Raw genomic sequence first — 22803 nt, forward strand, 5'->3', positions numbered from 1 at the left:
AATAACAGAGCTGTGTTATATAGCAGATGATTATTTATTTCTTTGTTTTAATATACATTTGTTCTGTTTTATGCCTATTTTTATGTAATTTAAAATAAAGTATTTCAAAATAGTCGGAAAAATTATAAAATAGGGTTTGTATTGTTATTACTTTTTTAAAGGGAGAGTTAAGAATGTTCAAAGTTCAAGAAATCCGAGAAATTATTAAATTAGTAGATGCATCATCTATCGACGAGTTTGTTTATGAAGCGGACGGCGCAAAGGTTAAATTAAAGAAAAAGAATGGTGTAACAGAAGTAGTAGCTCCTAAAAAGGTAGAGGAGGCACCAGTAGCGCAAGTTGCAGCACCTGCTCCAACAGCGGTAGCTTCAATCCCAGCACCGGCTCCAAAAGTAGAAACTCCAGCACCAGTGGAAAACGCAGCTGATTTACATAAAATCACTTCTCCAATGGTCGGAACTTTCTATCAATCTCCAAACCCTGAAGCAGCACCTTACGTAAAAGTAGGCGACAAAGTAGGCGATGAGTCAATCGTATGTATCGTAGAAGCAATGAAGTTATTCAACGAAATCGAAGCTGAAATTAAAGGGGAAATTGTAGAAATTTTAGTACAAGACGGCCAATTAGTAGAGTATGGTCAACCTTTATTCCTAGTAAAAGCTGAATAAGGAGCGTAACTATCAATGAAAAAAGTATTAATCGCAAACCGTGGCGAAATTGCGGTACGTATTATCCGTGCATGTAAAGAGCTTGGTATTCAAACAGTTGCAGTATATTCGGAAGCTGACGCGGATGCGTTACACGTAAAGTTAGCGGATGAAGCATATTGCATCGGTCCTAAATTATCGAAAGATTCGTATTTAAGTTTCCCGGCTGTTTTAGGGGTAGCACAAAAAACAGGTGCTGACGGAATCCATCCTGGATATGGCTTCTTGGCGGAAAACGCAGCATTTGCAGAGGCTTGTGAAAACGCGGGTATTAAATTTATCGGTCCTTCTTCGGATGCGATTAAAATTATGGGGATTAAGGACGTTGCCCGTGACACGATGGAAGCGGCAAACGTTCCTTTAGTTCCTGGTACTGGCATTGTGCCGGATATCGAAACAGGTAAACAATGGGCAGCGAAAATCGGTTACCCAGTCATCATTAAAGCAACTGCTGGTGGTGGTGGTAAAGGAATCCGTGTAGCACGCACTGAAGAGGATCTTGTAAAAGGTATTGAGATTACTCAAAAAGAAGCCGCTGCAGCATTCGGTAACCCTGGTGTTTATTTGGAAAAATTCATTGAGTACTTCCGTCACTGTGAAATTCAAGTATTAGCAGACAGCTTTGGCAATGTTGTTCATCTTGGTGAGCGCGACTGTACGGTACAACGCCGTATGCAAAAGCTAGTTGAGGAAGCGCCATCACCGGCACTATCTGAAGAGCGTCGTGCACAAATGGGTGAAGCAGCTGTGAAAGCAGCGCTTGCTTGTAACTATGAAGGTGCGGGTACAATCGAGTTCATCTATGATTACCAAGAAGATAAATTCTACTTCATGGAAATGAACACACGTATCCAAGTTGAGCATCCTGTAACAGAAATGATCACAGGTGTAGACTTAGTACAGCAACAATTAAAAATCGCTTCTGGCGAAAAGCTGCCATTCAAGCAAGAAGACATTAAAATCAACGGTTGGGCAATTGAGTGCCGCATTAACGCTGAAAACGCATACAAAAACTTCATGCCTTCAGCAGGTACGGTAGAAACGTATGTTGTTCCAGGCGGATATGGTGTTCGTATTGATTCTGCTGTATATGCAGGCTATACAATCCCGCCATATTACGATTCAATGGTAGCAAAACTGATTGTACATGCTGACACGCGTGAGGAAGCAATCGCTAAAATGGATCGTGCTTTATCAGAGTTCGAAGTAGCTGGACCTGGAATTAACACAACAATTCCATTCCACCAAGCTTTAATGAACAACGACGTATTCAAATCAGCGAAATTCAACACGAAGTTCCTTGAAGAGAATGATATTTTAGGCGTGAATGTGAAGTCTTAATCGCTTTAAATAAAAAAATACAAGCGTTGTAAATTTTAGAATTAAAATTTACAACGCTTTTTTCATTTACCTAATAGAGGATACTACGAATGATTGTTTGAAAAACAGGGAACAATAGATAAATGCAGTCTATTCAAGATTTCTCTTATATAAATTTCTGATTATATAGAAAATTAAAACATATACTAAATTTATGTAAAATGATTGCATTTCGCTCTATAAACGAATATTATATATAAGTTGTTTAAAAATGTTCGTGTTTGAAAGAAGGTTATGCAAATGTTTCAATTAAAAGAAAATGGAACGACAGTTAAGCGTGAATTATTTGCGGGTTTAACTACATTTTTAACGATGGCTTATGTCATCATTGTAAACCCAATTATTTTATCAGGTGCTGGTGTTCCGGTTGATCAAGTGTTTATGGCAACAATTATCGCAGCAGTTATCGGGACAGGCTGGATGGCGCTTTGTGCGAACTATCCGATCGCCGTTGCTCCGGGTATGGGATTAAACGCATATTTTACTTATACTGTTGTATTAGCCTCAAATGGTGAGATTACTTATACTACTGCCTTTTCAGCAGTATTTATTGCAGGTATTTTATTTATTATTATTAGTTTAACGCCATTCCGTGAGATGCTGATAAAAGCCATTCCGGAAAACCTTAAGTTGGCGATTACAGCAGGGATTGGCTTATTTATTGCTTTCATCGGGCTTCGTATGTCTGAAATTGTCGTGGCGGATACTTCCAATTTAGTCAAGTTTGGAGATATTACGGAACCGGCACCTTTACTTACATTTATCGGGTTGTTCATAACGGTCGCATTAATGGCACGTAAAGTAAACGGGGCAATTTTTATCGGTATGATTGTGACCGCTGTTATTGCGATGTTCACTGGACAGCTTTCGATTGATAAAGTAGTAGCGCTACCGCATCTTCCGGAAGGCTTAATTGTATTTAATCCGATTACAGCGATTCAGGAAGTTATAGAATATGGTTTATATGGTGTTATTTTTTCATTCATTTTAGTTACATTATTTGATACGACAGGTACATTAATCGGAGTATCAAAGCAGGCAGGATTATTGAAGGATGGAAAATTACCTCGTGCACGTAAAGCACTTATTTCCGATTCACTTGCAACCACTGCTGGTGCGATGTTTGGGACAAGTCCTTCAACAGCATATTTAGAATCCGGCTCTGGTGTAGCGGTAGGTGGACGTACAGGTTTAACTGCATTAACAGTTGCTGTGCTATTCATCTTTGCTTCATTTTTCGGACCTCTTGTTGGCTCCTTATCAGTTGTAGCGGCGATTACGTCACCGGCACTGATTATTGTAGGGAGTTTAATGATTAGTGTTGTAAAGCACATAAATTGGGATGAAATGGAAGATGCGTTTCCTGCATTTTTAGTTATTTTATCGATGCCGTTAACTTCAAGCATTTCAACAGGGATTGCTTTAGGATTTATCAGTTATCCACTTATTATGCTGATTAAAGGTCGCGGGCGTGCAGTACATCCGCTTGTTTATATATTTGCGGTTTTATTTGTATTACAGTTAGCTTATTTACCACATTAAATTAAGAAAAGTGTTGTTTCTTTTTGAAACAACACTTTTTTTGTTTTTAAATTCCAATTTTAACCATGTTTTAATTGGATTTATTTCACTTTAAATTAAGTACATTTTTTTTACGTTTCTCTAAATACTAATGAAGAGTAAAACAATGAAGGAAGTGATAATGTGACGAGAAAAAGAATTAAAAGAATCGCCTTTATTTTATTTTTAGTTCTTTTATTTTTATTTGCGGCATTCTATGTTTTCCATAGTCTCGGGGCAACGAATGCAAAATCTTTAGAAAAAGGACGCCAGTATTATGAAGAGACAGGACATATTATTTGGGATATAAAAACAGACGAAAAAGTTGTAGCACTTACATTTGATGATGGGCCGCACCCAAAGTATACAGAGCAGATCTTGGATTTGCTCGAACAATATGAAGCAAAGGGAACTTTTTTCATCGTGGGACAGCACGCTGAGAAAAGTCCCGAAGTTGTGCTTCGTATGTCTGAAGATGGACATGAAATTGCAAATCACACATATACCCATCCGAATACAAAATCAGTCTCCCACATCTTAGAGGAAATTGACCAAACGTCGGATGTTATTTTTAGCATAACGGGGGAAAAGCCATATTTATTTCGACCAGTTGAAGGATACTATACGGAGCCTATTGTAAATGAGGTTGTGAAAAAAGGCTACAAAATTGTAATGTGGTCCTGGCATCAGGATACAGAAGACTGGAAAGAACCAGGTGTAAACAAAATTGTCACTACAGTATTAAATGGGCTGAAAAATGGGGATGTCATATTGTTTCATGATGGTGGTGGGAATCGAGAGCAAACGGTAAAAGCAATGGAAAAAATCTTGCCAGAGCTTAAAAAAGAAGGATATAAATTTATTACGATCTCCCAAATGATTCATTTACAAAATGAAGAAAAGCATCATGTCGTAGAGGAGTGAGGGAGCTATGAACCGACTTGCAATAATCATTACAACTGCCTTTTTATGGGTATTTATACCGATTGCAGAAGCTTCGGAATCCGAGAGTCCCCCGACGAAAGAGCAATTAGTACAAAAAAGAATGAGCTATTATATGAAACATGAAAATGTATTGATGCCATGGTATTATTTAGCGGCTGTTGACCAATTTGAGCGCAATATCCAAGAGGTCCGTACGGATATACCAAAACGCGAATCAGTAATCGCTATACAATTTTCAGATGAGTTTTGGTCTGGGGCATTAAATCCGTCAGAAAATGATAAATCTCCACTTTCCATTGCCTATTTTAATGGGTTGGGCATCGATGGCGACGGGGATGGCATTGCCGATAAAACGAATGATGAAGATGTATTGCTATCGATGGCCAACTATTTAAGACAGTATGGCTATGGTGAAGACAATTTTAAGTTAGCATTATGGGATTACTATAAAAACGAAATATCTGTCAATCAAATAGTCGCGATAGCCAAATTATATGAGAAGTTTAGAACAATTGAACTGGACCAGCATACGTTTCCGATTGTAATTGGAGCTGACTATAGCTATAGCGGTACATGGGGAGCCAATCGTGGATGGGGTGGAAGGAGAAACCATGAAGGAACAGATATATATGCTCCTTACAATACACCCGTACTTTCCACTTCTTATGGTGTAGTAGAAGTAATGGGATGGAATCAATTTGGTGGGTGGCGTATTGGAATACGAGATAATCATAACTCCTACCACTATTATGCTCACCTAGCTTATTTTGAAAAAGGCTTACAAGAGGGCGATATTGTAAAGACAGGACAAGTTATAGGGTATGTTGGAAGTACTGGGTACGGAAAGGAGGGGACAGCAGGGAAATTTCCGCCGCATCTCCATTATGGAATTTATAAATTCAATGGACGGACAGAATGGGCGTTTGATCCTTATCCTGCCCTTACCAGATGGGAAATAGAAGCGAAGAACGCGAAAAAATAAAGTGGTTAAATTCATTATACTTATCATCTATCCCCTTCCTTACCTATAAAAGTAACGGTACTAAAAAAAAAATTCTGAATAGACTAGACAATCTTTGCTTTTATAGATAGGGGAAATAAAATGAAAACATGGGTTATTTATTTTTTTATAAGTGTCTGCATTTTATCGGGTTGTCAACAGAATTTGAGGGTAACGGACGAAGGGAATGCTGAAATGGATGAACAAGTTTTGGACGTCGTTTCAGATAATCTAACTTCTACTTCAGAAGTCGCCATTTCGGAGCAACAGTTCATCTACCCAGTCGTTATTACCTTAATTGATCCGAGAACTTTACAGATTGTTAAAACCTTTTCTCCGCAATTAATGGGGTTTGGTGTGGATGACAAATTGTACAAATCAAAGGTCGAAGAAATAGCAAGGGAATTAGCTAGAGGAACTAAGGATATCCCTGGCTATGATCAACAAATGGAATTGGATAGAGTGGACGCTAATGGTGAGATTATTAAGGGGAATCCAGGAATCCTTTTAAAGGAAAGTGAATTAGTGGAAAAAGTAATTGCTGCTTCATATAAAGGTGAAGACATTTTTTTACCTTTATACTTGCTGGAAAGTAATTATAATGCTGAGGACATCCCTTCAATGAATGATGTTACAGTTGCTTCATATACTACATATTTCTCTTCTTCTGAAACAGGAAGAAGCAGAAATATCGAGCTTTCAGCAATTGCACTCAATAATATAGTAGTGGGTGATGGAGACACTTTTTCATTCAATACAATGGTTGGTGAACGATCGGTGTCAAAAGGCTACCAACCAGCCCCAGAAATAATTAATAAGCAGCTAGTAATGGGTATTGGTGGAGGTATTTGCCAAACATCTTCCACATTATTTAATGCAGTGGATCAACTTGGAGTTAAAATGAAGGAAAGGCACCATCATTCTCTAAACATCGGCTATGTGCCAACTGGCAGAGATGCAACGGTTTCATATGGCACATTGGATTTTAAATTCCAGAATAATAGCGGGGTGCCGTTCTTAATTAGAACTTTTTATTCGAAGAACACACTCACCATTGAATTACGGACTACACATCAATATAAGGATGTATTAAAAAAGTCTTAAAATATGGGCTGCTCTCGATTGAGAGTGGCTTTTTAAATTGACGGTGTACCTTGATGGAAAAACATGCGCCATATCCCATTTTCGTTGCGCCAAAGTGAGCTACGGTTTTGTTGTTTACCATTTGTTAAATTCGTTGTAATGAACCTTGTTTGAACAATATCGTCTGCAAGTAGTAGCGCTTCAAAGTCTGTGACGTCATAATAGACTTTGTCAAAGCCTTGTTCGGTTACATTTTCAAGTAGGAAATTTTTATCCATAATGCCTCCAGAGGAACCAAATTCTTTAAAATCTTCGCTTAAATAAGCTGTAAAATCACGCTTACGGTAAAGCATGAGTTGTTGTTCTAACTGTAAAAACTGTTCCTTTAATGATTTCATAACGATTCCTCCGTTTTAATGCTGAATAGTTGAGCATATTGTTTGTAAGGAAAATAATACAAACTTAAAAGCCAAAAATCAAGATGATGCAGTATAGAACGAATGAATATTCGGAATTTTCATTGGGTTAGTCAAACCATTTCAATACATGGTATGATTTTGATTTAAAGTTGTAAAGAAGGTGAAGCTATGTGGGAATCAATTAAATGGTTAATACCGTCTGTTACTGTGCCTACATTACCAGATGCATTAGCTGCTGCTGCGATATTAATCGTTGGTTTACTTATCATCCGATTAATTATTCGCCCGCTTCTATTTAAAATAGCGGATTTGTTAAATAAGAAAAATCATCCGGTAATGAGTGATATTGCAAAAAGTGTTTATCCATCAATCCGCAATGCGCTTATTTTCAGTTTAATTGTAATAGCAGTATCTCTTTTAGTGGAAGTGTGGCTATTTGACAATGAAAAGCTAAGTATTTATATTGATTCGGTTTATGTGTTTTTTGCATTTAATGCACTTTATGATGTACTGAGTTTTTATTTGAAAAATCCCCATCGATTTGAAACAGGGAAAGATCAGGATATTTTGACTCCATTTTTCTTACGGATTAGTAAAGTTGCTGTAATGACAATTGCGATGTTTACAATTGCTTCATTGTGGAATTTTAATTTAAATGGGTTTTTAACAGCACTTGGATTAACAGGGGTAGCGCTGGCTTTTGGTATTCGTGATACACTGGCTCATATTTTCGGCGGGATGAGTGTTGCGCTTGATAAACCATTTCAAGTTGGCGATTGGGTAATGTCCAGTGACGAAAAAATTGATGGGACAATTGAAGATATTAATTTACGAAGTACCCTTATCCAGACGTCTGATAAAGGGTTGGTCTATGTACCGAACTCCTATTTGGTGAATCGACCTATCTACAATTTATCAAAGCGCACACAGCGGAAAGTGGAGCATTATTTGTTTCTTTCAAATGATAATAGTGAAGAGGCAATCGTGAAGTTCATTGAAAGATTACGCAAGCAGATTTCACTGCATCCGAAGACGTCAAAAAATGTTATCCATGTAGCGTTGGATGAGCTTAGACCAAATAGTTGTCGCATTCTTATTCGTTATTTTGTCGATACAAACGACTCGGATATTATGCTGAAGGTACGACAGGATATACTATTTGCTGCAAAGCATTATTGCGAGGCAAACGACGTAAAACTAGTGGACCCAAATCAAGGGCAATTTGTTTGGAATGACGGATAATAAACGTTCCTGTTAGAAAAGTGGCGTAACCATTCTACATGAAGTGTATAATTGTAGTATACTGAACATAAGGATTTAAAGTAAAAGCGTTAGAAATCCATTAGTTTACATAAGAGAGGATGTATCACAAATGGCTGAGAAACAACATGTAGCATTTGTTCAACCTACACCAGTTGGCAAAGAAGAGCTAGGAAAGATTGAAGTAGCGCCAGAAGTAATTGAAGTAATTGCAGGTATTGCTGCAACAGAAGTAGAAGGAATTGCAGCAACTCGCGGAAATTTCGCGTCAGGTGTTGCCGAGCGCTTCGGTAAAAAAGTACATTCAAAAGGCATAAAATCGGCTATGTCGGAAGAGGGCAATATTGTCATTGATGTCTTCTGTACAGTGAAATATGGCTTTGCGATTCCAAAGGTAGCAAAAGAAGTACAAACAACAATTCGTCAAGCTATTCTAAATATGACAGCTATCGAAACGAGTGAAGTAAATATCCATATTACGGGTATTCAGTTTGAAAATTCAAAAGACGCAGAATAATAATATGAACCATGTGACCGAGCTTATTTTCCAATAAAGCTCGGTTTTTTGTTGGGCACGTTCTAAATATGCACAGTTGAATCCTTTTTTTCTTGCATTTATGAATTTAAGTTTTGGAACAGGGTGAAAATAGGGTATAGAATAACAGTTTTGTATAGTAAGGAGGAAACGTACGTTATGGGAAACTTTTCTGCAACAGCCAGAGAACGAATGAAAAAAGTATTCCAAGAAGAAACGTTTGATCTTTTTGTGATTGGAGGCGGCATTACAGGAGCGGGTATTGCGCTTGATGCTGCAACAAGAGGATTGAAGGTAGGATTGGCAGAAATGCAGGATTTTGCAGAAGGAACGAGCAGTCGTTCAACGAAGCTTGTACATGGCGGATTGCGCTATTTAAAGCAATTTGAAATCAAAGAGGTCGCACAATTAGGACGTGAAAGAGCGATTGTTTATGAGAATGGACCACATGTTACGACCCCTGTATGGATGCTACTTCCGTTTCATAAAGGAGGGACGTTTGGTACGTTCTCGACGGCGCTTGGTTTGAAAGTGTATGACATTTTAGCGAGCGTTAAAAAGGATGAAAGAAGATTCATGTTATCTGCCGATGAGACGATTGCACGTGAACCACTTATTAAAAAGGATGGATTGGTTGGAGGTGGTGTCTATGTCGAATATCGAACAGATGATTCCCGTCTCACAATTGAAGTAATGAAAGCAGCTGCTGCTAATGGAGCATTTGCATTGAATTATTTGAAAGTGGTTGGATTTGAATCAAATAATTTAGCCTTTTCCACAGTAAAGGTGGAAGATCAATTAACGGGTGAACAATATACCATTAAAGCAAAAAAAGTTGTGAATGCTGCCGGTCCTTGGGTTGATGACGTACGAAAATTGGATGGGGAGTTCAACAATAAACACCTTATTTTATCGAAGGGTGTTCATCTTGTCTTTGATGAGGACGATTTCCCATTACAGCAGGCCATTTATTTTGATACAGAAAAAGACGGGCGAATGATTTTTGCGATTCCTCGAGATGGAAAAACTTATGTAGGGACAACGGATACTTTTTATGATGGTGATCCAAAGAATATGGATATTACAAAAGAAGACCGTCAATATATTTTGGATGCGATTCATTATATGTTCCCGCAACTGCAAATAACAGAAGAGAAAATAGAGTCCGCTTGGGCAGGTGTCCGACCACTCATTCATGAAGAAGGGAAAGCACCCTCGGAAATTTCGAGGAAAGACGAAATATGGCAGTCTGAAAATGGGCTTATTACGATTGCAGGAGGAAAACTGACAGGGTACCGGAAAATGGCTGAAAAAATTGTGGACTTAGTTGTTTCGCAATTAAATGAGGAATATCAGCAATCATACGGGAAATCCATTACGAAACATCTACCTATTTCAGGCGGGGATATGAGTGGTTCTAAATATTTTGAACGATTCGTCAGTAAGCGTACTATAATTGGACAGCAATTCGGTTTAACCGAAGATCAAAGTCGTTATTTGGCGAAGTTTTACGGAACGAATGTTGACAAAGTATTTAATTATATTTCACAGGCAAAAGGAGATTTACCGCCTATTATATATGGTCAGCTTTATTATGCAATGAATGAAGAATGTGCATGTACCCCGACAGACTTTTTTATTCGCAGAACGGGTGCGCTATTATTTAATATTGATTTGGTAAGACGGTATAAAGAAACAGTAATAAAGGAAATGGCAGAATATTTGAACTGGACAGAAAATCAAAAGATGTATCAAAAACAACAACTCGAAAACGAACTAAAAAACGTAACAATATCCAATAAATAGAGGTGGAGTCCATGTCGACTTTTTTAGCTGAACTTGTAGGTACGATGATATTAATTGTATTAGGTGGTGGAGTTGTCGCCGGCTCTTTGTTAAAATTTTCTAAAGCCGAAAATGGAGGCTGGGTCCTCATTACGATTGCCTGGGGTTTTGCCGTGGCAATCGCAGCATACACTGTAGGAGGAATCAGTGGCGCTCATATCAATCCGGCCTTGACCATTGCGTTCGCAACAATTGGTGATTTACCATGGGTAGAAGTTCCAATGTATATACTAGCCCAACTTATAGGAGCTATTATTGGGGCAGTGATCGTGTACCTTGCGTATTTGCCTCATTGGTCCAAAACTGACGATGCAGATGCTAAACTGTCCGTATTTGCAACAATGCCCGCTATTCGTCATCCCCTGTCAAATCTCGTTACGGAAATGATCGGTACGTTCGTATTATTGTTAGGAATTTTGGCACTCGGGGGCAATTCACTGGTAGATGGGATTAATCCACTCCTTGTTGGGATAATTGTTATGGCGATTGGTATGAGTTTAGGTGGACCTACTGGATATGCGATAAATCCAGCGCGCGATTTAGGTCCTCGTATTGCCCATTTTTTATTGCCTATTCCAAATAAGAGAGATTCAGATTGGTCGTATGCTTTTGTACCGATTTTCGGTCCGATTATAGGAGGGGTAACAGGGGCATTATTTTATAAACAATTCTTTTTAAATGAAGGTACAATGACATTTTGGCTATTTGCTGCATTATTTATTGTCATTTGTATTGCAGCAATTATTACACAACCGAAATCCGCTACAAAGGAGATTACATGATGGAAAAATATATTATGGCATTGGATCAAGGTACGACAAGCTCGCGTGCTATTTTATTCAACAAAAAAGGCGATGTTGTTCATGTAGCACAACAGGAATTCAGGCAGTACTTTCCAAAATCAGGGTGGGTTGAACATAATGCAAAGGAAATATGGAGTTCAATCTTAGCGGTAATTGCAAAAGTGCTTTCCGAAAACAATATAAAGTCAACGCAAATTGAAGGTGTAGGAATTACGAACCAACGTGAGACGACCGTTGTATGGGATAAACATACAGGGGAACCTGTCTATAATGCGATTGTGTGGCAATCACGTCAAACAGTAGGAATATGCGATGAATTACGAGAAGCCGGATACGATGAATTGTTCCGCGATAAGACAGGACTTCTTTTGGATGCGTATTTTTCCGGAACAAAAGTTAAATGGATTCTCGATAATGTAGAAGGTGCAAGAGAAAAAGCAGAAGCGGGCGACCTATTATTCGGTACGATTGATACGTGGATTATATGGCAACTAACAGAAGGGGCAGTGCATGTTACGGACTATTCAAATGCATCCCGTACGTTAATGTACAATATTTATGAACTTAAGTGGGATGATCAGCTACTTGAAATACTAGGTATACCTCATTCTATGTTGCCTGAAGTCAAACCATCATCTGAAGTGTATGGAGTAATTTCCGGTAATCACTTCTTCGGTCATCAAGTACCGATCGCAGGTATAGCAGGTGATCAGCAGGCGGCTTTATTTGGCCAAGCTTGCTATGAAAAGGGAATGGTTAAAAACACGTATGGAACTGGGTGCTTTATGCTTATAAATACCGGGGAAGAAGCGGTGAAATCTGAGCATGGTTTACTAACAACGATTGCTTGGGGCTACGATGGAAAAGTAACATATGCATTGGAGGGGAGTATTTTCGTAGCCGGGTCAGCCATCCAATGGTTGCGAGATGGTCTCCGAATGTTTAGGAAATCTGCTGAAAGTGAGGAATACGCCAAACGTGTGGAAGATACAGAAGGTGTCTATGTCGTGCCCGCTTTTGTAGGATTGGGAACCCCGTATTGGGATAGCGAAGTGCGCGGAGCTGTATTTGGGTTGACTCGTGGAACATCAAAGGAACATTTCATCCGTGCGACATTGGAATCGCTTGCTTACCAGACACGAGATGTACTGGCGGCTATGGAATCAGACTCTAAGATCAATTTGAAAACATTGCGAGTTGATGGCGGCGCGGTGATGAATGACTTTTTAATGCAGTTCCAATCAGATATACTCAATGTACCAGTTGAACGTCCTTCAATTAACGAAACTACCGCACTTGGCGCAGCTTATTTAGCTGGCTTAGCTGTTGGGTTCTGGAAAGATATTGACGAGGTTCAAAAGCACTGGCAGCTCGATCGCCAATTTGAACCAGAAATGGATGAACAAAGACGGGAAAAGTTATTTACAGGCTGGCATAAGGCAGTAAAGGCTGCACAGGCGTTTAAATAAGGAACTGACTTTCTATTTCCTTTTTGGAATTATGCTATAATATGTCGTAGTCTAGTTGAGGAGTTAATAAATATGAGCAAAGATTATATTCGTATGGCAAATGAAGAAGATTTAACATTAATTACTGCCTACTTTAAGCAAGCATTAGCGCATTACGAAGAAGTAGGAGAGTTAATGGCGATGCAGGACATCCGGTATTTCCTGGAAAACATGGAGCATTTTCAGTTCTTTGTGTTAAAGGAAACGACAGAACAAATAACGTACCTTTTTGAATTCCCGGGTTCCGAAAATGACAAGCGTGAAACAGGTACACTGATGATCCCACTTCAGAACAATTAGTTATCGGTTCTAAAATTTCTTATAAAAAGTATAGGAACGGCATGTTGTTTTTACTTAAACATGTCGTTTTTTTAGCGCAAATTTCACCATTTTAAGATAGTTTACGCAAATCTCTTTTTACAGCCAAAAATTTTCAGTCAAACTGTGCTACGCCTTGCAAAATATGCTATGATAACAAGTAATGCTACTTATGAAGGAGAGCTTTAATTTATGAAACGAACAGAGGCGCGCCAAAAAGCGTTGCAAGCTTTGTTTCAGTTAGACAGCACAGAACTTTCAATAGAAGAGGCGATTGGTCATGTTCTTGAAGAAGAACAAAAATCGAATGCCTTTTTGGAACAATTAGTTCGTGGGACAACTGAAAACTTGGAAGCAATTGACGCAGCGCTAGAAAAAAACCTTGAAAAATGGACGATTAGTCGTCTACCGAAAATTGAGAGAACTGTACTACGTTTAGCTGTATACGAATTGTTGTATGAGGCAGAAACACCAAACAAAGTTGTAATGAATGAAGCAATTGAGCTTTGCAAAACATTCAGTGACGAAAAATCAAGCAAGTTCGTCAATGGTGTACTTTCGAAATTTACTGAGCAATAAATCAATAAATGTATTCAAATCTATAAAGATTAATATATGAGATTTAAATTGGTTGGTTGTCAATAATTTTGGTAACCTTCCAAATTGTCGTGATCACTGGAAGGAGTAACAACATGTCAAGTATAATTATCAATGGTAAAGAAATCGGTCAGGAAATTCGCACAGGAGTTGCTACACGTGTCCAAGAACTTAAAGCGAAAGGAATAACACCTGGATTGGCAGTTATTTTAGTGGGGGATAACCCGGCTTCAAAGACATATGTTGCCAACAAGCAAAAGTCTTGTGAACAAATTGGTATGTTTTCAGAACTAATCAAACTCCCGGAAGATATTTCCGAACAAGCTTTACTAGAACAAATTCGTGAATTAAACAATCGTAAAGATATTCACGGTATTCTTGTTCAACTTCCATTACCGAAGCACATCGATGAAGACAAAGTTATCCAAACGATTTCCCCGGAAAAAGACGTGGACGGCTTCTCGCCGATTAGCGTAGGGAAAATGATGTTAGGACAGGATACATACTTGCCATGTACACCTTACGGGGTGATGAAATTACTTGAACACTCCGGAATTGAAGTTGCCGGAAAGCATGCGGTCATCGTTGGTCGTAGCCATATCGTTGGAAAGCCAATGGGGCAATTACTATTACAAAAAGATGCAACCGTTACATATACTCATTCAAAAACACCTGATTTGCCATCTTTCACGAAACAAGCGGATATTCTAATCGCAGCAGTTGGTCGTGCGAACTTTATTACAAGTGAGCATATTAAAGAAGGTGCGGTAATTATTGATGTTGGCATTAACCGTGATGAAGAAAATCATTTATGCGGTGACGTGAACTTTGATGATGTTCAGGGAATCGCTTCTCATATTACACCAGTGCCAGGCGGTGTAGGTCCAATGACTATTACGATGCTATTGGAAAATACGGTGCAGGCAGCTGAAAAAGAGTTAGAACGTCAAGCGGAATAATCTAACTTTAAAAATCACGATTTTGACGTCGATCAAAATCGTGATTTTTATCTTGACGGGTATAATAATAAATGAGGTTAAAATTAGCGGGGAACATGCCGGTTATTTTATTTTTCATTACCGAAGCAGAATGATGGATGACTTATGCGCGCTAAAGGCATAATCGAACTAGAAACCAAAAACAGAAGTAACTTTTTGTGAAATCCACCGTAAAGGAGCAGTACGTATATGACTTCGACTTCCTATTTATCCGTAAAAGCATTAACGAAATATATTAAACGAAAATTTGATGCCGATCCACATTTACGTGATGTGTATGTAACGGGGGAGCTTTCAAATGTAAAAGTACATAGTTCAGGCCATATTTATTTTACGTTAAAAGACGATAGTGCACGTATTACATCCACGATGTTCCGTACGCAGGCTTCCAAACTTTCTTTTAAACCTGAAGAAGGGATGAAAGTATTCATACGCGGGGATGTCAACGTATATGAGGCAAGCGGTGTATATCAATTGTACGCCCAAACGATGGAGCCGGATGGAATTGGAGGTCTTTTCGTTGCCTTTAACCAATTGAAGGAACGTCTACAAAAGGAAGGGTTGTTCAATCAAGACTTTAAGCAGCCGATTCCACAATACCCAAAAACTATTGGGGTTTTAACAGCTACTACCGGAGCTGCAATTCGGGACATTTGCACGACGATAAAACGCCGCTACCCACAGGCGGAGATATTAATTTATCCAACGCTTGTTCAAGGTGCTGGGGCAGCCCCAAAGATTACAGAAAATATTTATTTGGCGAATCGACATGCTCTTTGTGATGTTCTTATTGTAGGGCGTGGTGGTGGATCGATCGAGGATTTATGGGCATTTAATGAAGAAATTGTGGCACGGGCTATTTTTGAAAGCCGCATTCCGATCATTAGTGCTGTAGGACATGAAACAGATACGACTATTGCGGATTTTGTAGCGGACTTACGTGCACCTACTCCAACAGCGGCAGCAGAATTGGCTGTTCCTAATCAGCAGCAGCTATATCAGCAAATTTTGCATCATCAATCGATTCTCCATCAAATGATGACATCGCGTCTCAATTTTGAACGTAATCGATTAACAAAAATGCAAAATTCCTATCCACTTGCAACACCTGAGAGATTATATCGTCCTTTTATTGAAAGGCTGGCGCAAACGGATGCTGCACTGCAAAATGCGACAAAGCTATATTTGATGAACGAAAAGTCAAAGCTGCAAACGATTGACAGTAAAATGAAGCTACATTCGCCGAGTTATCAGTTATCGGCAGCGAAACAGCAATTAAGCCATCGAACAGAGCTATTGACGCAGCGTATGCAACAACAGCTCGCACAAAGCAAAGTGGCCTTTACTAACCAATTGCGCATGCTGGAGGCATTAAATCCACTTGCACTTATGAGTAAGGGCTTTAGCGTAGCATATAAAGAGGAAAACGTAGTAAAATCTATTCATGAGTTGGAAAAGGGCGACATTCTTCATGTAACGTTTCAAGACGGATTTGCAGAAGCAAAGGTCGAAAAAAAGCATGTGCATAAGAAAGGGGAAGCAAAGTGACAAAACCAACATTTGCGACAGCAATGACAGAACTGGAAGAAGTAGTACGCAAGCTTGAGCAAGGAGACGTACCTTTAGAAGAAGCAATTGATCTTTATAAAAAGGGTATGGAGCTTTCCAAGCTGTGCCATGACACACTACAAAATGCAGAACAACAGTTAATTTCAATCGTTGGAGAAGATGGTGAAAAGAAAGCTTTCCAACAGGGAAAGGGAGAAGACTAACTAATGGAAAACGCGTTAAAGCAATTTATTGAGCAAAATATCCCACAAATTGAAGCGACGATGTATGAGCTTGTAGAAAAAATTCAGGCACCGGCCCATTTGAAAGAGTCGATGCTCTATTCACTAAAAGCAGGTGGAAAACGAATTCGTCCATTATTTGTCGCGGCGGTTTGTGAAATGTATAATCAATCGCTAGAAGCAAGCTATACAGTTGGCTCTGCGGTTGAAATGATTCATACGTATTCTCTAATCCATGATGACTTACCTTGCATGGATGACGATGAGTTGCGTCGTGGTAAGCCTACGAACCATGTCGTGTATGGAGAGGCATTGGCAACATTGGCAGGTGATGCATTAAATACAATTGCGTTTGGAGTCATTGCTCGACTGAACAATATTCCTGCAGAAAAACGAATTGAACTGATAAATTTATTAAGTGTTGCTGCAGGTGCAGAAGGAATGGTCGGTGGACAGATTCTGGATATGGATGGCGAAAAACGCCTTTTAAACTTACAGGAGCTTGAAACAGTTCATGTAAATAAAACAGGAGCATTATTGCGCTTTAGCATCGAATCGGGTGCCGTTTTAGCAGGTGCTAGTGAGTCAGACCGTCAAGCTTTAGTAGAATATGCACACCATATTGGTTTAGCGTTCCAAATCCAGGATGACATTTTAGATATTGAGGGAACTTCAGAGCAACTAGGTAAAACAGCAGGTAAAGATATTGTAAGTGAAAAAAGTACATACCCTGCATTACTAACATTAGAAGGTGCAAAAAGTAAACTTAATGAGCATTATGAACTGGCAATTGAGGCATTAAGGAAGATTGATATCGATACTTCCTTACTTCAACAATTTGCACAATATATTGTGAGACGTAATAACTAAAATGTGTTAAACTTTTTTCTTGGGTTGTACATTGATATAATAGAAAAATCACAAAGGTGAATAAACTGATGAAAAGGTGCGTGTAGAGATGGATTTAACTAAAATTTCTAGTCCATCCTTTTTAAAAGACTTGAATAAAAAGCAACTAGAAGCGCTGGCAGGCGAAATTCGCGCTTTTCTAATCGAAAAATGTTCAATAACTGGCGGTCATATTGGCCCTAATTTAGGCGTAGTTGAGCTGACGATTGCATTGCATAAAGCTTTTAATAGTCCAAAGGATAAATTTTTATGGGATGTTGGACACCAGGCATATGTCCACAAAATTTTAACAGGTCGGGCAGGCCAATTTGATACTTTACGTCAATTTAAAGGGCTATGCGGTTTCCCGAAGCTTGTCGAAAGCGAACATGATATGTGGGAAACGGGTCATAGCTCCACATCTTTATCTGCAGCGATGGGTATGGCAGCAGCTAGGGATATTAAAGGAGATAAAAACTTTGTAGTTCCTATTATTGGTGATGGTGCTTTAACTGGCGGTATGGCTCTGGAAGCGCTTAACCATATCGGTCACGAAAAAACAAATATGATTGTCATTTTAAATGACAATGAAATGTCGATTGCGCCAAATGTCGGAGCACTTCATGACGTATTGGGTAGACTTCGTACTGCAAAGGAATATTCTCGTGCTAAAGAGGACTTGGAATCATTAATCCACAAAATTCCTATGGTCGGCGATAAATTGGCAGCTACTGCAGAGCGTGTAAAAGATAGCTTAAAATATTTGGTTGTTTCAGGTGTTTTCTTTGAAGAATTAGGTTTCAAATATTTAGGTCCTATCGATGGACATGATTTTGAAGCATTAGAAAAAACATTGGACTATGCAAAAAAAGTTCAAGGTCCAGTTTTAGTGCATGTTATTACGAAAAAGGGTAAAGGCTACAAACCAGCAGAAGATGATACAGTCGGTACGTGGCACGGAACTGGTCCATATAAAATGGAAACAGGTGCATTTGTAAAATCTGCCTCTAAAGGTCCTGCGTGGAGTAGTTTAGTGGCGGAATCGGTTCGTAAATGCATGAATGAGGATAACCGCATTGTGACAATTACACCAGCAATGCCAGTTGGATCGAAGCTTGAAGGGATTCAACGCGACTTCCCGAATCGTTTTTATGATGTCGGAATTGCAGAGCAGCATGCAACGACAATGGCTGCAGGTCTTGCCACACAGCAAATGAAACCGTTTTTATCGATTTATTCGACGTTTTTGCAGCGTGCGTATGATCAGGTTCTACATGATATTGCACGTCCAAACCTGAATGTATTTATCGGAATTGACCGTGCAGGCTTAGTTGGAGCTGATGGCGAAACACATCAGGGCGTATTTGATATTTCATTTTTACGTCATATCCCAAACTTCGTATTAATGATGCCAAAGGATGAAAATGAAGGCCAGCATATGGTGAAAACTGCACTAGAGTATAATGATGGTCCTATAGCACTTCGTTATCCTCGAGGTAATGGCTATGGAGTAGAAATGGATGCAGAAATGAAAGCATTGCCGATTGGTTCATGGGAAGTATTACGTGAAGGAACAGATGCCGTTATTTTAACTTTCGGTACAACGATTCCAATGGCATTACATGCAGCTGAGTTATTGGCTGACCAGGGCATTTCTGTACGTGTTGTGAATGCACGTTTTATCAAACCTATGGACGAAGCAATGTTGCATGAAATTATGCAGGCAAACCTGCCAATTTTAACAATTGAAGAAACGATGCTGCAAGGTGGTTTTGGCAGTGCAGTATTAGAATTTGCCTTCGATAAGCAATATCGCAATGTGCAGCTGGACCGTATCGGTATTCCGGACGAATTTATAGAGCACGGTGAAGTAGATCTATTATTGGAAGAAATTAACGTGACGGCTGAAGAAGCGGTAAAACGCATTACACAGCTCGTACCGAATAAACAGTCGGATAGGGTTTAATATAGAATGACAAAGCAAAAAAAAGAACGGGTAGATGTATTGCTTGTAGAGCGTGGTTTGTGCGAAACAAGGGAAAAGGCAAAGCGCTCAATTATGGCAGGACTTGTATTTTCCAATGAAGTTCGTATCGACAAAGCAGGGGAAAAAATTGAGGTTGACGCCCCTCTGCAAGTAAAAGGTTCACAATTAAAATATGTATCACGCGGCGGACTTAAGCTGGAAAAGGCACTTGAAATTTTTGATTTGTCCGTAGATGGCAAGCTAATGCTTGATATCGGTTCGTCAACAGGTGGATTTACAGACTGTGCCTTACAAAACGGTGCCCGCCATTGTTATGCACTTGATGTGGGATCGAATCAGCTCGCATGGAAAATCCGATCTGATGAACGTGTAACGGTCATGGAAAAGACAAATTTCCGTTACACAAAACCGGAAGATTTGACAGAAGGCTTACCGGATTTTGCGACAATAGATGTTTCCTTTATTTCTTTATCGCTAATTCTACCTGTTTTGAAAACGGTTTTAGTGCAAGGTGGCAATGTGATGGCCCTTGTAAAGCCACAATTTGAAGCTGGCAGGGAAAACGTAGGGAAAAAAGGAATTGTACGGGATCCGAAAATTCATTTAGCTGTATTAGAAGAAACAGCTAAAATGGCGACTGACAATGGCTTTGTTGTTAAGGATGCATCATTCTCTCCGATAACTGGTGGGGAAGGCAATATTGAATTTTTATTCCATTTGTATAACCCTCATGATGGTGAAGAAGTAGACGCATTTACAAACTTTGATCAAGTCGTAAACGATGCACATACTAGTTTAAAATAATGAAAAGTACAAAATGGGTCGATTTGACTTATTTTGTGCTTTTTATTTTTAAAATAAAGCAATCTAAACTTAGTGGAAGGAGATAAATATAAATATGAAGCATTATTTCATCGGTTTACTAAGCTTCATTGTACTTTTTGTATTTCAAACGACTGCACAGGCTGTAGACCTGAATTTGCCGTATGGTGGTGAAGTAGAAACGGTAAAAGCAAACAATGTAAATGCGCAGCTAAACGATTTAAATCAATACCCAGAATATTTTATCGGAACAGAAACTCGAAATACGCAAATTATTATTCCGGATGAGCCGACATTGAAAATGCTTAATGCCGCACTTGAAATGACAACTTACTTATCAAATCTCTCGGCTTACAATAAAGTGAAACTATTAAAAGAATCACAGGTGAAAACCATTTTCGATGCGACTGTTATAATTGGGCTGGAAAATCAATTTAAAAATGCATCATTTAATGAGTTAATACGTAATAGTAAAGTTAAAGATGGCCTATCACTTACAATCCAGCCAATTACTTTACAACAATCTACTAAAAATATACTTGTCCTTACAGGCGAAGAGGATACTGTGTTTGAAAAAATAGGTGTATTAACAGAGGAAGTATTCATTCAGCAGTTATACGGCAGCCAATTAACCATTTCAAATATGCCAATAATAAAAAACAGGACAGATATAAATTTAATTACATTTAAAAATATGGGGATTCCGAGTATAACGTTAAGTGGTGAAAAGATGAATTCGGATACATATTCTTATTATATGCCTTACTATCCATTTATCGATATGAAGGCTAGTGTCGAACTCCACTTAAAGGTTTCTGAGATGATTCAATCAAGTCAAAGAGAGAAAAGTAACCCGCTGGAAGAATTGGTGCTTCTCGTCAACAATGTGCCTCATAGTATTAATTTACGCAACGTAAAAGCAGATAGAAATGGTGATATTTTTATTGAAGTTCCACTAAGTAAAGCGGTTTTTACAAGTTCAACTTTCATGAATATTCAGCTTACAGCAAATGGGTTGCTTAATAATCCTAAAAAATGGGTTTATATTGACGAATCGAGTACATTGAATTTCCATGTCGACAAGCAAACGGTATCACAATTCACATTCCGCTTCTTTCCATTTCCTAAAACTGATGAACCTATCACGATTGTAGTGCCCGATTTATATCGTTGGTCTGATTTATTAGCCGTATATGAGGCACTTACGATTAATAATAAGTTGCCAAAAATAACGCTTATACATACAGATGATGTTAAAACTGACCTTTTGAAAAAGAGTCATGTTATTTTTATTGGCGGTAAAAAACAGCACGAACTGTTAAAGGATGAAGTATTAGTTGTTCATTACAATGATAAAGTTCCTGATTTAACAGAGCACGGATTTTTCAATGTAATGGAATTTGCATTTATTCAAAATAATCCTTGGGATGAGGACTATGCTCTAGTAGTTTTTGATGCCGTTAGCAATACAGACCAATATGTGCCGAAGGAATTTGCAGCAAGTTTAAAAATGCTGGGGGACAATGCCAATATTGCGGTGAATGGCAGCGGTGGCAAAGTTCATACAAATCAAGCGCAAATCACCGAAAAAAACCTGACGCAAAAACTAACATCAAACATGCTTGATAGTAATAGTTTCTATCTGCTTTTCCTATTCCTATTTGTAGTCATTGCATTGATTGTTTATGTTTGGCGAAAACGGAAGAAGAAATAGTAAATTATAAGATAATTTCAAAAGCTTTTCGTAAAATTATACGAAGAGCTTTTACTTTTTTTAGGTTTATAACAGAATAAATGCTGATAAAAAAGGGTAATTGAACATATGTACGATTTTTTCTTGTATTTCTTTTATGCAAGTGGTAGTGTAAATATACATATATTCTTATCCATTTTAATGAGGTGACTTTTGTGAACAAAGGACAACGCCATATTCGTATTCGCGATATTATTACAAATAATGAAATTGAAACACAAGATGATTTAGTCGATCATTTAAAAAATGCGGGCTACAATGTCACACAAGCTACCGTTTCCCGTGATATTAAAGAATTGCATCTAGTAAAAGTTCCCCTGCAGGACGGCCGATATAAATATAGTTTACCAGCAGATCAACGTTTCAACCCAATTCAAAAATTGCATCGATCATTGGCGGATGCATTCGTATCGATTGATGGGGCTTCACATTTTTTGGTAATGAAAACATTACCGGGGAATGCCAATGCTATCGGATCGTTATTGGATCACTTGGATTGGTCGGAAATTTTAGGGACAATCTGTGGTGATGATACGATTCTAATTATGTGCCGTACAGAAAACGATCGTGAAGATATAAAAAATCGATTATTAGATATGCTGTAA

Annotated in this window: 22 protein-coding genes; 21 read left to right on the top strand and 1 reads right to left on the bottom strand. The window is 38.6% G+C overall.

Annotation, left to right across the window (positions count from 1 at the left end; genetic code table 11):
• Nucleotides 1–173 precede the first annotated feature (173 nt).
• The 6 genes from accB to SNE38_RS14405 all read left to right on the top strand — a co-directional run bounded on the left by accB (nucleotide 174) and on the right by SNE38_RS14405 (nucleotide 6696).
• Entirely contained in the window at nucleotides 174–668 is a 495-nt protein-coding gene (gene accB / locus SNE38_RS14380; protein WP_191704009.1) for an acetyl-CoA carboxylase biotin carboxyl carrier protein, read from the top strand.
• Nucleotides 669–683: 15 nt separating this feature from the next.
• Nucleotides 684–2048 carry an acetyl-CoA carboxylase biotin carboxylase subunit gene (gene accC / locus SNE38_RS14385; protein ID WP_191704008.1) on the top strand — a complete coding sequence of 455 codons (1365 nt, stop codon included), beginning with the start codon at nucleotides 684–686 and terminating at the stop codon, nucleotides 2046–2048.
• Between the two features lie 279 nt (nucleotides 2049–2327).
• Nucleotides 2328–3629, top strand: coding sequence for an NCS2 family permease (locus SNE38_RS14390; protein ID WP_191704007.1), 1302 nt, complete (start codon nucleotides 2328–2330; stop codon nucleotides 3627–3629).
• Between the two features lie 162 nt (nucleotides 3630–3791).
• Complete coding sequence (locus SNE38_RS14395; RefSeq protein WP_336046745.1) at nucleotides 3792–4571, top strand: polysaccharide deacetylase family protein; 780 nt, start codon at nucleotides 3792–3794, stop codon at nucleotides 4569–4571.
• A gap of 7 nt (nucleotides 4572–4578) precedes the next feature.
• A complete protein-coding gene (locus tag SNE38_RS14400; protein WP_336046746.1) occupies nucleotides 4579–5574 on the top strand; it encodes a M23 family metallopeptidase in 996 nt (331 codons plus the stop codon).
• A 213-nt stretch (nucleotides 5575–5787) separates the two neighbouring features.
• Nucleotides 5788–6696, top strand: a complete 909-nt coding sequence (locus tag SNE38_RS14405) for a VanW family protein (RefSeq protein ID WP_336046747.1) — start codon at nucleotides 5788–5790, stop codon at nucleotides 6694–6696.
• Nucleotides 6697–6728: 32 nt separating this feature from the next.
• Here the strand turns inward: SNE38_RS14405 and SNE38_RS14410 are convergent, their stop codons facing one another.
• Nucleotides 6729–7073 carry a nuclear transport factor 2 family protein gene (locus tag SNE38_RS14410; RefSeq protein ID WP_191704003.1) on the bottom strand — a complete coding sequence of 115 codons (345 nt, stop codon included), beginning with the start codon at nucleotides 7071–7073 and terminating at the stop codon, nucleotides 6729–6731.
• A 189-nt stretch (nucleotides 7074–7262) separates the two neighbouring features.
• Between SNE38_RS14410 and SNE38_RS14415 the strand changes: the two genes are divergently transcribed.
• From SNE38_RS14415 to ahrC, 15 genes are all read left to right on the top strand, one after another.
• Nucleotides 7263–8336 carry a mechanosensitive ion channel family protein gene (locus SNE38_RS14415; protein ID WP_191704002.1) on the top strand — a complete coding sequence of 358 codons (1074 nt, stop codon included), beginning with the start codon at nucleotides 7263–7265 and terminating at the stop codon, nucleotides 8334–8336.
• Between the two features lie 130 nt (nucleotides 8337–8466).
• Nucleotides 8467–8871, top strand: coding sequence for an Asp23/Gls24 family envelope stress response protein (locus tag SNE38_RS14420; RefSeq protein ID WP_191704001.1), 405 nt, complete (start codon nucleotides 8467–8469; stop codon nucleotides 8869–8871).
• Nucleotides 8872–9048: 177 nt separating this feature from the next.
• Nucleotides 9049–10695, top strand: coding sequence for a glycerol-3-phosphate dehydrogenase/oxidase (locus SNE38_RS14425; protein ID WP_191704000.1), 1647 nt, complete (start codon nucleotides 9049–9051; stop codon nucleotides 10693–10695).
• Nucleotides 10696–10706: 11 nt separating this feature from the next.
• Nucleotides 10707–11516: an MIP/aquaporin family protein gene (locus tag SNE38_RS14430; RefSeq protein ID WP_336046748.1), complete on the top strand. Its 810-nt coding sequence runs from the start codon at nucleotides 10707–10709 to the stop codon at nucleotides 11514–11516.
• Nucleotides 11516–13006 carry a glycerol kinase GlpK gene (glpK, locus tag SNE38_RS14435; RefSeq protein WP_336046749.1) on the top strand — a complete coding sequence of 497 codons (1491 nt, stop codon included), beginning with the start codon at nucleotides 11516–11518 and terminating at the stop codon, nucleotides 13004–13006. The genes SNE38_RS14430 and glpK overlap by 1 nt, the downstream gene beginning before the upstream one ends.
• Nucleotides 13007–13078: 72 nt before the next feature.
• A complete protein-coding gene (locus SNE38_RS14440) occupies nucleotides 13079–13345 on the top strand; it encodes an aminopeptidase (protein ID WP_191703997.1) in 267 nt (88 codons plus the stop codon).
• A 210-nt stretch (nucleotides 13346–13555) separates the two neighbouring features.
• Nucleotides 13556–13942 (top strand): transcription antitermination factor NusB, encoded by a 387-nt coding sequence (gene nusB / locus SNE38_RS14445; RefSeq protein WP_191703996.1) that lies wholly within the window; start codon nucleotides 13556–13558, stop codon nucleotides 13940–13942.
• 113 nt (nucleotides 13943–14055) lie between these two features.
• A complete protein-coding gene (gene folD / locus SNE38_RS14450; RefSeq protein WP_191703995.1) occupies nucleotides 14056–14919 on the top strand; it encodes a bifunctional methylenetetrahydrofolate dehydrogenase/methenyltetrahydrofolate cyclohydrolase FolD in 864 nt (287 codons plus the stop codon).
• Between the two features lie 228 nt (nucleotides 14920–15147).
• Nucleotides 15148–16506 carry an exodeoxyribonuclease VII large subunit gene (gene xseA / locus SNE38_RS14455; protein WP_191703994.1) on the top strand — a complete coding sequence of 453 codons (1359 nt, stop codon included), beginning with the start codon at nucleotides 15148–15150 and terminating at the stop codon, nucleotides 16504–16506.
• Nucleotides 16503–16730, top strand: coding sequence for an exodeoxyribonuclease VII small subunit (gene xseB / locus SNE38_RS14460; RefSeq protein WP_336046750.1), 228 nt, complete (start codon nucleotides 16503–16505; stop codon nucleotides 16728–16730). Before xseA ends, xseB begins: the two co-directional genes overlap by 4 nt.
• Nucleotides 16731–16733: 3 nt before the next feature.
• Nucleotides 16734–17618 carry a polyprenyl synthetase family protein gene (locus tag SNE38_RS14465; RefSeq protein WP_191703992.1) on the top strand — a complete coding sequence of 295 codons (885 nt, stop codon included), beginning with the start codon at nucleotides 16734–16736 and terminating at the stop codon, nucleotides 17616–17618.
• 88 nt (nucleotides 17619–17706) lie between these two features.
• A complete protein-coding gene (gene dxs / locus SNE38_RS14470) occupies nucleotides 17707–19602 on the top strand; it encodes a 1-deoxy-D-xylulose-5-phosphate synthase (protein WP_191703991.1) in 1896 nt (631 codons plus the stop codon).
• 6 nt (nucleotides 19603–19608) lie between these two features.
• A complete protein-coding gene (locus SNE38_RS14475) occupies nucleotides 19609–20427 on the top strand; it encodes a TlyA family RNA methyltransferase (protein ID WP_191703990.1) in 819 nt (272 codons plus the stop codon).
• A gap of 94 nt (nucleotides 20428–20521) precedes the next feature.
• Complete coding sequence (locus SNE38_RS14480; RefSeq protein ID WP_336046751.1) at nucleotides 20522–22159, top strand: hypothetical protein; 1638 nt, start codon at nucleotides 20522–20524, stop codon at nucleotides 22157–22159.
• Between the two features lie 194 nt (nucleotides 22160–22353).
• A complete protein-coding gene (gene ahrC / locus SNE38_RS14485; RefSeq protein ID WP_191703988.1) occupies nucleotides 22354–22803 on the top strand; it encodes a transcriptional regulator AhrC/ArgR in 450 nt (149 codons plus the stop codon).

The sequence above is a fragment of the Solibacillus ferritrahens genome (assembly GCF_037027585.1).
Lineage (GTDB): Bacteria > Bacillota > Bacilli > Bacillales_A > Planococcaceae > Solibacillus > Solibacillus ferritrahens.